The organism is Kitasatospora misakiensis, assembly GCF_042656005.1.
GTDB classification, from domain to species: Bacteria; Actinomycetota; Actinomycetes; order Streptomycetales; family Streptomycetaceae; genus Kitasatospora; species Kitasatospora misakiensis.
Genome location: NZ_JBHSOF010000001.1, coordinates 458356 through 472013, shown reverse-complemented (window position 1 = coordinate 472013; position 13658 = coordinate 458356). Strand labels below are relative to the sequence as shown.

At 71.7% G+C, this 13658-nt stretch carries 12 protein-coding genes; 2 read left to right on the top strand and 10 right to left on the bottom strand.

The features are described 5' to 3' along the window. Positions 1-223 precede the first annotated feature (223 nt). Genes ACFP3U_RS01875 through ACFP3U_RS01830 form a run of 10 tightly spaced genes read right to left on the bottom strand, consistent with a single transcriptional unit; the run spans position 224 to position 10234 of the window. Positions 224-1261 (bottom strand): sugar kinase, encoded by a 1038-nt coding sequence (locus ACFP3U_RS01875; RefSeq protein WP_380223287.1) that lies wholly within the window; start codon positions 1259-1261, stop codon positions 224-226. Further along, positions 1258-1887 (bottom strand): bifunctional 4-hydroxy-2-oxoglutarate aldolase/2-dehydro-3-deoxy-phosphogluconate aldolase, encoded by a 630-nt coding sequence (gene eda, locus ACFP3U_RS01870; protein ID WP_380223286.1) that lies wholly within the window; start codon positions 1885-1887, stop codon positions 1258-1260. Before eda ends, ACFP3U_RS01875 begins: the two co-directional genes overlap by 4 nt. Then, the gene (locus ACFP3U_RS01865) at positions 1884-2645 is read right to left on the bottom strand and encodes an SDR family oxidoreductase (protein WP_380223285.1); all 762 of its coding nucleotides are present in this window, start codon (positions 2643-2645) and stop codon (positions 1884-1886) included. The genes eda and ACFP3U_RS01865 overlap by 4 nt, the downstream gene beginning before the upstream one ends. After that, a complete protein-coding gene (locus tag ACFP3U_RS01860) occupies positions 2642-3685 on the bottom strand; it encodes a zinc-dependent alcohol dehydrogenase (RefSeq protein WP_380223284.1) in 1044 nt (347 codons plus the stop codon). The genes ACFP3U_RS01865 and ACFP3U_RS01860 overlap by 4 nt, the downstream gene beginning before the upstream one ends. Then, positions 3682-4584, bottom strand: coding sequence for an amidohydrolase family protein (locus ACFP3U_RS01855; RefSeq protein ID WP_380223283.1), 903 nt, complete (start codon positions 4582-4584; stop codon positions 3682-3684). Before ACFP3U_RS01855 ends, ACFP3U_RS01860 begins: the two co-directional genes overlap by 4 nt. A gap of 36 nt (positions 4585-4620) precedes the next feature. Then, entirely contained in the window at positions 4621-4968 is a 348-nt protein-coding gene (locus tag ACFP3U_RS01850) for an L-rhamnose mutarotase (RefSeq protein ID WP_380223282.1), read from the bottom strand. After that, positions 4965-6965, bottom strand: coding sequence for a DUF8034 domain-containing protein (locus ACFP3U_RS01845; RefSeq protein WP_380223281.1), 2001 nt, complete (start codon positions 6963-6965; stop codon positions 4965-4967). The genes ACFP3U_RS01850 and ACFP3U_RS01845 overlap by 4 nt, the downstream gene beginning before the upstream one ends. Before the next feature lie 35 nt (positions 6966-7000). Next, positions 7001-7909 carry a carbohydrate ABC transporter permease gene (locus ACFP3U_RS01840; protein ID WP_380223280.1) on the bottom strand — a complete coding sequence of 303 codons (909 nt, stop codon included), beginning with the start codon at positions 7907-7909 and terminating at the stop codon, positions 7001-7003. 58 nt (positions 7910-7967) lie between these two features. Further along, positions 7968-8876: a carbohydrate ABC transporter permease gene (locus ACFP3U_RS01835; RefSeq protein ID WP_380223279.1), complete on the bottom strand. Its 909-nt coding sequence runs from the start codon at positions 8874-8876 to the stop codon at positions 7968-7970. Then, complete coding sequence (locus ACFP3U_RS01830) at positions 8873-10234, bottom strand: ABC transporter substrate-binding protein (protein ID WP_380223278.1); 1362 nt, start codon at positions 10232-10234, stop codon at positions 8873-8875. The genes ACFP3U_RS01835 and ACFP3U_RS01830 overlap by 4 nt, the downstream gene beginning before the upstream one ends. A 378-nt stretch (positions 10235-10612) precedes the next feature. On the opposite strand from ACFP3U_RS01830, the gene ACFP3U_RS01825 reads away from it, so the two are divergent. Together ACFP3U_RS01825 and ACFP3U_RS01820 are read left to right on the top strand one after the other, a co-directional pair. Then, positions 10613-11407 (top strand): FadR/GntR family transcriptional regulator, encoded by a 795-nt coding sequence (locus tag ACFP3U_RS01825; RefSeq protein WP_380223277.1) that lies wholly within the window; start codon positions 10613-10615, stop codon positions 11405-11407. 262 nt (positions 11408-11669) lie between these two features. Continuing rightward, on the top strand, positions 11670-13658 hold the full coding sequence (locus ACFP3U_RS01820; protein WP_380223276.1) for an alpha-amylase family protein: 1989 nt from the start codon (positions 11670-11672) through the stop codon (positions 13656-13658).

Here is a 13658-nt window from a genome sequence, read left to right as displayed (position 1 = left end):
TTCGCCGGAGGCCAGGGCGGCGCGGACCTTGTCGACGCCGCCGGCGGCGAGGAACGCCCCGTCGATGTCACCGGTCAGTCCCGACAGGGCGAACACACGTCCGTCCTCGCCGAGGACCGCCGGGACCTCTTCTCCCGGTGCCCCGATCCGAAGCAGTTTCATGTGTACTCCCCTTGCGACAGCAGATGTGATTTCGAAAAGTAGGAAAGGGCCGGGCCCGCGGTCAGCGTCTGACGGCGGCGGAGGCACCCGCGATCAGTGCCTCGACCTCGGCGAGCGAGGCCATGGCGACGTCGCCGGGCGTCGTCATGGTGAGGGCGCCGAGCGCCGTGCCGTAGGCGAGGGCGCGCGCCAGCGGGGCGTCGGCGAGCAGGCCGTGGATCAGGCCGGCGGCGAAGCCGTCACCGGAGCCGATCCGGTCCAGGACGTGCAGTCCCGGCATGCTGGGGCCGACGACGGTGCCGGTCTTCGCCGACCACGCGGCCGAGCCCCAGTCGTTCACCCCGGCCGATGGGACTTCGCGGAGGGTCGTCGCCAGCACCTGCGCCCCGGGGAGCAGACGGGCCACCGAGGCGAGCGCGTCCGGCACCTCGTCGGCGCCGAAGCGCGCGTCGCCGGGGTGGCGGCCCGCCATCCCCAGGGCGCCCACGATGACGTCGGCGTGCCGGGCGAGCCGCAGGTCCGTCTCGCGGGCCCGCTCCGGTCCCCCGCGGCCGGCCCAGAGGCTCGGGCGGTAGTTGGGGTCGTACGAGACGGTGACGCCGTGGCGGCGGGCGGCCGTCATCGCCTCCTCGGCGAGGTCGGCGGTGGTGTCGGACAGGCCGGCGAAGATGCCGCCGGTGTGGAACCAGCGCACGCCCGCCGCGAAGACCGCGTCCCAGTCGACGTCCCCCGCGCTGAGCTGGGACGCGGCCGTGTGGGCGCGGTCGCTGACACCGAGGGCGCCGCGGATGCCGAAGCCCCGCTCGACGAAGTTCAGGCCGTTGCGCGCGCTGCGGCCGATGCCGTCGTCGGGCACCCAGCGGATCAGCGAGGTGTCGACGCCGCCCTGGAGGATCAGGTCCTCGACGAGCCGGCCCACCGCGTTGTCGGCGAGCGAGGTGACGACGGCCGTCCGCCGGCCGAAGCAGCGGCGCAGCCCGCGGGCGACGTTGTACTCGCCGCCCCCTTCCCACACGTGGAAGGTGCGGGCGGTGCTGATCCGCCCCTCCCCCGGGTCGAAGCGCAGCATCACCTCGCCGAGCGCCACCACCTCGGTCATCGCCCGCCCACCTCCACGGCCTCGGCCGTCAGGCGGCGGATCTCCGCGTAGGCGCCGCTGTCCAGGTGCGCGGGCGTCGCCATCCAGCTGCCGCCGACGGCGAGCACCGAGGGCTCGGCGAGGTAGCCGGCCAGCTGGTCGACGCCGATCCCGCCGGTCGGCATGAAGCGCACGCCCGGGAAGGGCGCCGCGAGCGAACGGAGCGCCCGCAGGCCGCCGATCGCCTCGGCGGGGAAGAGCTTGACGGTGTCGAGGCCGGCCCGCAGGGCCCGCATCAGCTCGGTGGCGGTGGCGATGCCGGGCACCACGGGCACCCCCAGCTCCCGGCACTTGGCGACGACGTCCTCGTCGAAGCCGGGAGAGACGATGAACGCGGCCCCGGCCGCCACCGCGCGCTCCGCCTGCTCGGGGTCGAGGATGGTGCCGGCGCCGACCGCGAGGCCGCCGTGGGCCGCCATCGCCTTGACCACCTGCTCGGCGTCCGGCGTACGGAAGGTGACCTCGGCGCAGGTGGCGCCGCCCGCGGCGAGCGCCTCGGCCAGCGGGCCCGCGGTGGCCGGCGCGCGCACGGTCAGCACCGGCACCACGCGGCCGCCGGCCAGCACGGCGGTCAGGTCGGCGGTCATCGGCCCAGCCATCCGCCGTCGACGGGCAGGACGGTGCCGTGGACGTAGGCGGCGGCGTCCGAGGCCAGGAAGACGGTGGCGCCGGCCAGGTCGTCGGCGCGGCCCCAGCGGCCGGCCGGGATCCGCTCCAGGATCGACTTGCTGCGCACCGGGTCAGCCTGCAGCGCCTCGGTGTTGTCGGTGGCGATGTAGCCGGGGGCGATGGCGTTGACGTTGACGCCGCGGCCGGCCCACTCGTTGGCCAGCGCCTTGGTCAGGCCGGCGACCCCGTGCTTGGCGGCGGTGTAGCCGGGCACCGTGATGCCGCCCTGGAAGCTGAGCAGCGAGGCGGTGAAGATGATCTTGCCCTGGCCGCGGGCGACCATGGCCCCGCCCACCGCCCGGGAGAGCGCGAACTGCGCGCTCAGGTTGACCTGGAGCACCTGGTCCCAGTCCTCGTCCGGGTGCTCGGCGGCCGGTGCGCGGCGGATGGTGCCGGCGTTGTTGACCAGGATGTCCACCGGCCGCTCGCGGCCCGCGAGGTCCGCGCCCAGGGCCCGCACCGCGTCCGGGTCGGCGAAGTCGGTCCGGATCGCCTCGAAGGTGCGGCCCGCGGCCAGCACGTCCTTCTCGACCTCGCTTCCGCTCTGCTCCAGGTTGGCGCTGACGCCGATGACGTCCGCGCCGGCCTCGGCCAGCGCGCGGGCCATGGCCCGGCCGATACCGCGGCGGGCTCCGGTGACGACGGCGAGCCTGCCCGTCAGGTCGAAGGCGTTCATGCGCTCGCTCCCTCGGTCTCGCCGGTGCAGTCCACCAGGATCTTCATCACGTCGCCGCCGCCCTCCAGGGCCTCGAAGGCCTCGGGCGCCTCGGTCAGCGGCACGACCTTGCTGATCAGCCGCTCGGCCGGGATCGTACCGTCGGCGACGAGCGCCACCGCCCGCTCGAAGTCGGAGCGGTCGTACAGGCGGGCCCCCACCAGGGTGAGCTCGCGCCAGAAGAAGCGGTGCAGGTTGATCTCGCGGGGCCGCGGGTGGATCGCCACCAGGCAGAGCCGGCCGCGCACGCCCAGCACCTCCACCGCGGTGTCGACGCCGGCCGCCGCTCCGGACACCTCGAACGCGACGTCCGCGCCCGCGCCGCCGGTCCACTCCTGCACCGCCTCGACGACGTTCTCGGCCGCCGGATCCCAGGTGGCGAGGCCCGACTCCTCGGCCAGCTTCCGCCGGTGGGCGCTGAGCTCCACCACCCGGACCTCGGCGCCGGCCGCCCGCGCCACCAGGGCGATCAGGATCCCGACCGGGCCGCCGCCCACGACCACGACCCGCTCGCCGGGCAGCACCGCGGCGCGGCCCACGTCGTGGACCGCCACCGCGGTGGGCTCCACCAGGGCGGCGTGCTCCAGGTCGAGGTCGGCGGGCAGGCGCACCAGGGTGGACGCGGGAACGGTCCAGCGCTGCTGCATCGCGCCCGGCGAGTCGATGCCGATGAAGTCCAGGTTCTGGCAGATGTGCTGGTGGCCGCTCAGGCAGGCCGGGCAGGTGCCGTCCCAGCGCAGCGGCATCACCGTCACGGCGTCGCCGGGCTGCCAGTCCTCCACCCCGGCGCCGACCTTCAGCACCCGGCCGGACATCTCGTGGCCCAGGACGGCCGGTGCGGCGACCCGGGCGTCCATGTCGCCGTGGAAGATGTGCAGGTCGGTGCCGCAGATCCCCACGTACGCGGGAGCGAGCAGCACCTCGCCGGGACCGGGCTCGGACAGCTCGGCCGGAGCCGTGTCCAGTGTGCGGGCGGCCGTGTAGCGAACAGCGAGCGTCATCGTGATCCCAAGGTCTCGTCGGTACGAGTGAGGCGGTAGAAGGTGGTGGCGGTGCCGGCGAGGATCGCCGAGGTCTCGTCGGCGGAGCACCCTTCGAGCAGTTCGTCGACGGTGGCGGCCCAGCGGTTCCAGCCGCCCGCGAGGTTCGCCACCGGCCAGTCCGAGCCGAACATCAGCCGGTCGGGGCCGAAGGCGCTGAGCAGGACGTCCCAGACCGGACGGAGGTCGGCGGTGGTCCAGCTCTTGTGGTCGGCCTCGGTGATCAGCCCCGACACCTTGCAGACCACCTGCGGGTGAGCGGCCAGCCGCCGCAACCCGTCCTCCCAGCCTGCCAGTTCGCCGCCGGCGATGTCCGGCTTGCCCGCGTGGTCGAGCACCAGGGGCAGCTCGGGGAGGCGCTCGGCCAGCCGGACCGCCTGGTCGAGCTGGTGGCTGCGGACGAGCACGTCGTAGCCGAGCCCGCGCTCCCCCACCGCCGCCAACCCGCGCTCGACGTCCGCGCGCTGCAGCCACTCCGGGTCCGCCTCGCCCTGGACCAGGCTGCGCAGCGACCGGAGGTGGCCGCCGCCCGGCCCGGCGAGCAGCCGGTCGAGGTCGTCGCCGACCGCGGGGGACGTGAGGTCCACCCAGCCGACCACGGCGTCGATCAGCGGCTCCCGCTCGGCGAGTGCGAGCAGGTCCTCGGTCTCAGGCACGTCCGGCACGCACTGCACGACCACCGTGCTGTGCAGTCGGCGGCCGGCCACCTCCTGGGTGGCGGTGGCGCGCAGGTCGTCGGGGCTGAACGTCCGGCGGATCGTTGCCAGGTCCGGGTCGTCGAGCCAGGGTTGCGGGCGCTGCGCGAGGTCCCACAGGTGGTGGTGGGCGTCGATGAGCGCGGGCGACGGGGTGGGGGTCACTGGGGGCTCCGGGTGGGATTGTCTGGAGTGAGCGGGTCAGCCGGCGGCGGTCTCGCCGGGTTCGCTCAGGTGCCAGACCTCGGGCAGTTCGGTCCACTGGCGGGAGTCGCCCCGGTCGGGGAAGGGCTCCTGGCAGGGGTCGGTGCGCTTCCACCACTCCTGGGTCACCGGGTCGGCCTCCAGCTCGGCGATGTCCGCCTCGAAGTCCTCGCCGTGGTACTCGAAGTAGGCGAACAGCACGTCACCGTGGAGGTAGATGCTGTAGTTGCGGATCTGCGCCTTGCGGAGGGCCGCCTCGACTCCGGGCCAGACGGCGGAGTGCAGTTCGAGGTACTCCTCGCGGTACTCCGGCCGGAGCTTGATGGTCTGGGCGAAGCGCTTCATGCGGATTCCTCCGATGTTTCGGCGTTCGGCTCGTCGGCCGAGGCACCGAAGGGCGAACGGTAGCTGGGAGTGCGGGTGCGGAGCTCCAGCCGGAGCGCCAGCCGGATCCGGGTGGACGCGGGTAGGTGGACCGTCAGGTACGTATCGTCGCAGGCCGCCTCCGCCTCGCCGACCACCGGCTCGGTGTGGCCGTAGTCGTACATGTCGCCGATCCAGCCCTCGTCCGGACAGGTCGTGTACCGGACCGAGGCGATGGTGTGCTCGGCGAGCGCACCCGCCTGAATGATAATCGTCCGATCTTTCTCTGGCGAGAGGTTCACCAGTTCGACGGTGGTCGCCTCGGGGTCGATGGAGCTGACCAGGGCGGCCACGTCCTGCGGCAGCCCCGCGCGGCGGGCCTCGGCGTCGTGGTAGCGCAGCCGGGCCTGCTGGATGCTGCCGTTGTAGAGCACCTGGGGGCCGCCCCAGGTCAACTGGACCAGGGCCTCGGTGGCCACCGGGTTGCACTGCTGCCAGACGTGGATGTCCGCCTCGTCCACCTTCAGGTCACGGTAGCGGTCGATCCGCCGCAGCCGGTGGCGGACCTGCGCCTGCGCGGCGGCGAGGATCCGCTCGGGGTAGCCGGGGTCGTCACCGGCCAGAAAGGCGAACCAGGCCTTCTCGTGCCCGGACTCCTCCTTGGCCCGGAACGAGCGGACGGTGCTCCAGTCGAGCGGGTCCGCCTCGCGCAGCTTCTCGATGCGGGCGCGGTCCTCCTCGGAGGCGCTGTGGTGCCAGAGCGCCATCGGCACCGGCAGGGTGACCGGGTTGTAGTCGAACCAGCCGGAGTCGTTGCGCCGGAACGGGAGGTGGAGCGTCGGCTTGTCGAAGTCCCCGGCGAGTTCGACCGCCCACTTGGACGGGAGGCTGGAGTCCGCCTCGGCGAAGGGCATCACCTTGGCCCGGGAGATCATGTCGTCGAGCGTGGTCCCGACCATCGAGAGGTAGTCGTCCTCCCCGGTGGACACCGCCGCCGCGAGGGCCGCCACGCAGGCCGCGTGGCCCACGCTGTGCCAGCCGTGCGGCCAGGACCAGCCGTAGTGGCCGCCGTACCAGCGCCCTTCGAGCTGGCTGCCGACCTCGCCGTCCAGGCCGACGTTGTCCGGGAGGACGCCGTCGTTAGCCTCGGTGCGCTCCCGCCAGGCGCCGACGTACTCGACGATCCAGTCCCGGTAGCGCTGCTCGCCGGACAGGATCCAGGCGTTGAGCACCAGGCCGGCCACCGCGAGGTTGACCGCGGTGTCGCCGACGCCCATGCGCTCGCGCATCTGCGCGCCGAGCCGCGGGTCCGACGACAGCGGGTACGGGCCGTCCTGCGCCTCGGGGAGCCATTCGAGCGGGTAGCCGTAGGTGTCCGCTTCCTTCTGCAGCCACGGGTAGACCTCGCCGTCGGACAGGCCCTGCCGGTCGCGGTCGCTGCCGTTGTGCGGGCGGGTGACGATGCGGGCCTCGGGGTCGTAGTTGCCGTGGACCGGGTCCACGTACAGCTCGGCGAACCGCAGGGCGCGCTCGGACCAGCGCTCGGGGTCGGCCATGCAGAGGAAGTAGAGCAGGAGCAGGCTCTCGCCCTGGTGGAACCAGTCGTAGCCGCGCTCGTACTCGTCCTGGAGCATGTCCAGCTCGGTGAGGTGCTTGGTCACGCCCTCCCAGTGCTTCGCACTGGCGTCCAGCAGGTCGTCGGCGCCGCCGAGCAGGTAGAGCTGCGGCCAGTTGAAGAAGACCTCGTAGAAGTCGTCCACACCGTCACGGGTGGTCAGCTGCCCGGTGTAGTTCAGCCGGCCGTCGGGACCGGTGAAGTCCCGGGCGAACTTGCGCCAGCCGTGGTCGAGCAGGTCGAACAGCGCGCGCTGCGCCACCGCCCAGCCGGGCGGTTCGAGCAGCGGCACCCCGGCCCGGATCTCGGTCGGGACGGCTGCGGGGTCCTCACCCGGGGAGGGTTCGGTGGAGCTGAGGGACATGGGGAGGATCTCCGTTCGGGGTGACGGTACGGTCGTTATTCCTTGGTGGCGCCGGCGAGCATCCCGCTGACCAGGAAGCGCTGGGCGAAGAGGAAGACGACCAGGACCGGCGTGATGGCGACCAGCGTCGCGAGGGCCAGCTGCGGGCGCTCGATCGCGAGCGAACCGGCGGTCGGGTTGAACTGCGGCACACTGCTGAGCAGGTTGCCGACGCCCACCTGGATCGGCATCTGGTCGCTCTCGGGGAGCATCACGTAGGGCAGGAAGTAGTTGGTCCAGTTGGCGACGAAGCTGAAGAAGCCCACGAGCGCGATGACCGGTGTCGCCAGCGGCAGTGCCACGTGCCGGAAGACCCCGACCTCGGAGCAGCCGTCCATCCGCGCGGCCGCCAGCAGGTCCTTCGGGACGGCGGTGCTGAAGTAGATGTACGTCAGGTACACGCCGAACGGATAGAACGCGTACGGCAGGATGATCGACCACATCGTGCCGATCAGGCGCGCCGCGTTGATCTCCAGGAAGAGCGGCACCACCAGCGTGGCGCTCGGCATCAGCATCACGATCAGGGTCGAGACCAGCAGGAGCCGCCGGCCGCGGAACTCGGTCATCGCCAGCGCGTATCCCGCCGGCACCGACACGCAGAGCGTGATGACCAGGGAGATCACCGAGTAGACGGCGGAGTTGCCGAGCCACTGCAGGATCGCGCCGTCCTGGAAGGCCGTCAGCGCGTCCCAGTTGGCCTTCAGCGCCTGGAACGAGCCGAAGGAGAGCGGGTGGCCGTGGACGAGCTGCTGGTCGGTCTTGGTCGCCGCGAGGACGAGCCAGACCACCGGGAGCACGAAGAACACCGCGAACACCGCGAGTACGGCACCGACCAGCAGCCGGGACGACGTCCGCCGTATGGGCTGGTGCCCCCACCGGGACGCCCGGGGCTGAGTTGGGCTCATGACGCTTGGTTCCCGTTCCGTGCGTGGCGTGACCGCCACTGGACTGGCAGAGGAGGACTTAGTCGGCATCGAAGAACCCCGACCGTGCGACGAAGATGCCCGCGGCCGCCGCGCTGACGACCAGGAGCTCCATCGAGACCGCGGCCGCGCCGTTGATGTTGTTCATCTGGAAGGCGAAGTCGTAGGTCAGCTGGTTGAGGGAGTAGTCGCGGCCGGCCACGCCCACACTCGCGAGGGAGAGCAGCTGCGGCTCCACGAAGAGCTGGGCGCCGCCCGCGAAGGCGAGGATCACCATGTAGACGATCCACTTGCGGAGCATGGGGATCTGCACGTGCCAGGCGGTGTGCCAGGCGCCCGCGCCGTCGATCCGCGCGGCCTCCAGGACGTCCTGGGGGATGTTGTTGAGCGCGCCGTACATGACGACGATCCAGCCGCCGGCCCCGGTCCAGAACGCGATGGCCGTGAACAGCACCGGCAGGTTGCCGGGTGCGATGACCGCGCCGAAGGTGTCGAAGCCCAGCATCCCCAGCAGCGAACTGACCGGACTCACCGTCGGGTCGAGCATGAAGAGCCACACCAGCACGCTCGCGGCGCCCGCGAGGGCCCCGGGGATGTAGTACAGGAAGCGGAGCACCTTGCTGGCCGGCGCGGAGGAGAGGCGGTGCAGCAGCAGCGCCAGGCCCACCACGAACACCACCAGCGAGACCAGCCAGAACAGGAGGTAGAGCGCCACGTGGCCGACCGCGTCCACGAACCGGAAGTCCTGCGCCGTGGAGATGAAGTTGGAGAAGCCGGTGAAGGTGCCCCCCGCGTCGGTGAACGCGAAGTACACCGCGTAGCCGATCGGGAGGACGCCGAAGGCGACCAGCAGGATCGCGTAGCCGGCGACGAAGGCCAGGCCGGCCCGGCCCTGCCCGGCGCCACTGAGGCGCCGGGCCGAGCCGGCCCGGGACGAGGTGAGCGTCACGACGACACCTTGTATCCGTACGACTGCGCGTGCTTGACGATCGCGTCCTGCCAGGCGGGCAGCAGGGAGGCGATGCCCTGCCCCTGGGTCAGGCCGGGCTTGACGGTCGCGGCCCAGATGCCCTCCTGGCTGAACTGGCCCGAGCCCCAGCCCGACCACACCTGCGAGGAGGCGTCCTTGAGCGCGCCGAGGTCACCGACGAAGTAGCCGTTGGTGGCCTGCGCCTTCAGCCAGTTCTCGGCGGCGGGCGCGTACGCCGGGAAGCCCGGGGCCTTCTCGCCCTGGTAGGCGTTGTCGGTGGTGACCCACTTCAGGAAGTCGGTGGCCGCCTTGAGGTGGGTGGAGTGCTGGGAGAGCAGCCAGGTACCGCCGCCGACGTTGCCGGTGGACGGCGAGGTCTCGCCCTGCCACTGGGGTATCGGCGCCACGCCGATCGTCTTGTCCGGGGTCTTCAGGGTGTCCTTGAACACCGCGCCGCCGAACCACGCCGGGCCGGGCATGAGCAGGACCTTGTCGGCCTGGTTCTTGCTGAACTCGGTGCTGAAGACGCCGCTGGTGGACATGGACTTGTTCTTGATCAGCCCGTCCATGAGCTTGGCCATCTTGGTGCAGTTCTCACCGGAGGTGTTCACCGTGACGGCCTTGGCGCCGGTGATCTGGTTGGCCCCGCACTTGCTCGCCCAGAGGTAGATCTCGGGGGTGAAGGAGTCGCCGGCGTCGCCCACCAGGTAGCCCGGGTGCTCGGCGGCGACCTTCTCGCCCAGAGCCTGGTACTCCTCCCAGGTCTTCGGGACGGTGTAGCCGAACTGCTGCATCAGCGGCGCGTTGTACCAGAGCACCGCCTGCGAGAGGTCGTTGCGCAGGCAGTAGACGGTGCCGTTGACCGTACAGACGTCATTGGCGCCCTTGGCGAACCCGCTCAGCGTGTCCGCCGGGATCAGGCCCTTGTCGAGCGGCGCCGCGAAGCCCGCGTCGACCGCCCAGGTCGCCTCGTTGTTCTGGGAGCTGAAGACGACGTCCGGCCAGCCCTTCTTGGTGCGGTTGAACAGCTGGACCTTGGTCTGGAGGTAGTTCGACCCGTTGGCGTCACCGTCGTAGGTGACGATGTCGAGCTTCACCTCCGGGTGCAGCTCCTGGTACTGCTTCGCCGCGGCCAGCCGGGTCGCGTCGACCCAGACCGTCAGCGCCCCGTCCGTCTGGGCGGCCTGGGCGAAGCCGTCCTTGGTGGTGGTGGCGGGGGTGCTGCTGCCGCAGGCGGTCACGGTCATGGCCAGGGTGGCCGCACAGGCGGCCAGCAGCACCGCGCGGCGCTTGCCGGACACAGCTTGCGGGCCGGTCTGAGGCTTGTTGACAGTCATCATCGACTCCACTGCAGAGGCCCCGAACAGGTCGGGAGATGGGGGTGGGGGCGACGCCGGGCCGTCCCGCTCGGGCGTCGGTACCGAGGGCGGCCGATCCACTGCCGCCTTCGGTTGGATAAATTAGCCGCCCTATCGAGACGCCCGTCAAGGGTTCTCGCAGACCTATTTAGAACAGTTTCGGTCTGATGACTCATCGCCGTAACGTAACCTCGACCACTTTGTCCGTTTTTGCCCCATTTCGCCCTTGGAATTCAAGCCCGCAGATCTTGGCAAATGAGTCCTACTTATGATTGCCTGCGGTACGATGAGCCGGCTCAACGCCAGCTCAGCAGCGACAACTCGCCCCGCGCGCCAGCCACATCGGAGGCCTGACAGATGAACGACACGCCCACGACCGAGGCGGCCGTGCCCGCGCAGGCCTCTCCCGCGGCAGCGGTGGCCGGCTCGGGCGAGGAGCGTCGGGACTACCGGCCCGGGTACGAGATCGTGTCGGAGCAGATCCTCGAGTACATCGCCGACATGCGACTGGTCTCGGGCGACCGGCTGCCCACCGAGCACGACCTGGCGAAGACGTTGAACACCAGCCGGGCGGTGGTCCGGGAGGCCGTGAAGATCCTCTCCGCGCTCGGCCGCGTCCGGGCGCACAAGGGGCGCGGCCTCTTCGTCGCGGACGACGAGGGCATGCTCATCACCAGCCGCTGGGGCGGGTTCTTCCGCCCCGTCGACCTCGACCACGTCCTCATGCTCTTCGAGTTCCGCAAGGTGCAGGAGACGGCCGCCAGCAGTCTCGCGGCCACCCGCGCCACACCGGCCGAGCTGCGCACCATCGAGGTCGCCATGCAGCAGTGCCGGCACGGGGTGCTCCACAACCAGGTCGACGTGTTCAACCAGGCGGACGACGACTTCCACACCGCCGTGGCCACCGCGGCGCACAACGCCTTCCTGCTCAGCGCCGTGCGCGACGCCCGCCGGCTGCAGCGCCACTCCAGCGCCATCGGCATCCACGGCATGCTCGGCGAGGCCGCCAAGGCCGCGGTCGAGGAGCACGAGGCGATCTACCGCGCCATCCGCGACGGCCGGCCCGAGGAGGCGGCCGCGGCCACGGTAGTGCACCTCGACCGGACGCTGGAGGACTACCGCCAGGAGATCCAGCGGCGCCTGTTCGGCTAGCGGCGCCGGTTCGGAGAGCGGCGGGAGAGCGGGCAAGCGGGCTCGCACGTGGGCGGCAGGACGGCCGCGGCTCCTCGGCGACACCGCGCCAACGTAGCAAGAGATCCCATGTCCGAGAAGGGACACCCGTCCCCGGCCGCAGGGCCGACCCGCCGCACCGGCCATTTCACCGCTCCGACCAGGAATTTCGCAAGCCGCCTTACAAACCCTCTGGACGTCCCGGCGCACGCCTCCTTAAATCAATCCCATGACTCAAGGTGATGTGAACGCTCTCGTACCCACCCGCTTCCCGCGCCGCACGGTGCACCTGGACTTCCACACCGGCCCCGACGTCCCCGACGTGGGCCGCGACTTCGACCCGGTGACCTTCGCCCGGACCTTCCGGGACGCCCAGGTCGACAGCGTGACCGTCTTCGCCAAGTGCCACCACGGCCGCCTCTACTACGGGACCGACCGGCCGGAGCGCCACCCCGGGCTCTCCCCCGACCTCGACCTGCTCGCCGAACAGGTCGAGGCCCTGCACTCCGTGGGCATCCGCGCGCCGATCTACCTCTCCCTCCAGGTCGACGAGCACGCCGCCCGGGAGCACCCCGAGTGGATCGCGCTCGGCGAGGACCTGAAGCTCGCCCGCTGGAGCACCTCCGCGTTCGACGCGGCCTGGAACATCCTCGACATGTCCAGCCCCTACGCCGACTACTTCGCCGACCAGTTGGACGAGGTGCTGCGCCGCTTCGCCCCGGTCGACGGGATCTTCATCGACATGTGCTGGAACCAGCCCAGCGTGAGCCGCTGGGCGGTGGACGGGATGCGCCGCGAGGGGCTGGACCCGGCCGAGGCCGAGCACCGGAACCGCTACGCGAACCTGGTGGCCCAGCGCTACATGGCCCGCTACTCCGCGATGGTGGAGAAGGCCCTGCCCGCCGACGCCGTCCAGGGCGTCTGGTTCAACAGCCGCCCGAAGACCGGGCTGGCCGAGGAGCAGAAGTACCTCCACCACGTCGAGGTCGAGGGGCTGCCCACCGGCGGCTGGGGCTACGCCTTCCTGCCCTACGTGGCCCGCTACGTTCGCCCGTTCGGGCTGCCCGTCCTCAGCCACACCGGGCGCTTCCACGAGAGCTGGGGGGACAACGCCGCCCTCAAGCCGCACGCCGCCCTGCTCTACGAGTGCAGCCAGATGCTCGCCCAGGGTCTGACCAGCGGCGTGGGCGATGTGCTGCACCCCCGCGGGGTGCCGGCCCGGGCGGCGTACGACCTGATCGGCTCGGTCTACGGGCACGTCGCCCGCTGCGAGCCCTTCCTGGACGAGGCCAAGGTCGTCAGCGAGCTCGCCGTGGTCGTCGACCCCGCCCTGGGCGACAACCCCGGCGCGAGCAACATGGGCGCGGTACGGGCGCTCCAGCAGTTGCGCGCCCAGTTCGACGTGGTCCCGCCGACGGCCGACCTGAGCGGCTACCGGGCGGTCGTGGTGCCGGAGACCACGCCGGTCGACGACGCCCTGGCGGAGCGCCTGCAGACGTACCGGCAGGCCGGCGGCGGCGTGCTGCTGGTCGGACCGGCGCTGCTCAAGAACGGCACCGAGCCCGCCCTTCCCGACCTCCCGGTCGAGGGCCTGGCACCGGCGCCGGCCGGCGAGTCCTTCCTGGCCTGCCAGGGCGTCCCCGGCGTGCCCGAGGACTTCCCGGTGATCAGCTACGGCGCCCGGCTCGCCGCCCACGCGCGGCCCGGTGCCGAGGTCCTGGCCAACGTGGTGGCGCCCTACTTCCCGCGCTCCTGGGACAAGTTCTGCGGCCACTCCTACACTCCCCCGGCCGACCCGACCGGTGAGGTGGCCGTCGCCGTCGCCGACGGGGTGGCCGCGGTGACCGTCCCGCTGCTGGAGGCGTTCCACGAGCACGGCCTCGAAACGTACCGCCACCTCCTCGGCGCGGCCCTGGACCGGCTCCTCCCGGACCCGCTGGTCCGCGCCGGCGGGCCGGTCCACCTGGAGGCCACCGCGCAGCGCACCGCCGCCGGCACGGTGGTGCACCTGATCAGCTTCATCCCGGCCCGCGAGACCCCGGAGCTGGACCTGGTGCACGACCCGTTCCCGCTGCTCGACGTCCCCGTCTCCGTCCGGCTCGCCACCGCGCCGCGCTCGGTGCGGCTGCAGCCCGCGGGGCTGGAACTGCCCTGGGAGCACGACGGCGAGTACGTCCACGTGCGGGTGACCACCCCGGACGGGCACGCGATGGTCGTGGTCGAGCACGACTGA

What these genes read in the sequence shown, in the direction of transcription:
- ACFP3U_RS01875 (WP_380223287.1), bottom strand. Translation starts at nt 1,261, where the DNA reads ATGACCGAGGTGGTGGCGCTCGGCGAGGTGATGCTGCGCTTCGACCCG.
- eda (WP_380223286.1), bottom strand. Translation starts at nt 1,887, where the DNA reads ATGACCGCCGACCTGACCGCCGTGCTGGCCGGCGGCCGCGTGGTGCCG.
- ACFP3U_RS01865 (WP_380223285.1), bottom strand. Translation starts at nt 2,645, where the DNA reads ATGAACGCCTTCGACCTGACGGGCAGGCTCGCCGTCGTCACCGGAGCC.
- ACFP3U_RS01860 (WP_380223284.1), bottom strand. Translation starts at nt 3,685, where the DNA reads ATGACGCTCGCTGTTCGCTACACGGCCGCCCGCACACTGGACACGGCT.
- ACFP3U_RS01850 (WP_380223282.1), bottom strand. Translation starts at nt 4,968, where the DNA reads ATGAAGCGCTTCGCCCAGACCATCAAGCTCCGGCCGGAGTACCGCGAG.
- ACFP3U_RS01845 (WP_380223281.1), bottom strand. Translation starts at nt 6,965, where the DNA reads ATGTCCCTCAGCTCCACCGAACCCTCCCCGGGTGAGGACCCCGCAGCC.
- ACFP3U_RS01840 (WP_380223280.1), bottom strand. Translation starts at nt 7,909, where the DNA reads ATGAGCCCAACTCAGCCCCGGGCGTCCCGGTGGGGGCACCAGCCCATA.
- ACFP3U_RS01830 (WP_380223278.1), bottom strand. Translation starts at nt 10,234, where the DNA reads ATGACTGTCAACAAGCCTCAGACCGGCCCGCAAGCTGTGTCCGGCAAG.
- ACFP3U_RS01825 (WP_380223277.1), top strand. Translation starts at nt 10,613, where the DNA reads ATGAACGACACGCCCACGACCGAGGCGGCCGTGCCCGCGCAGGCCTCT.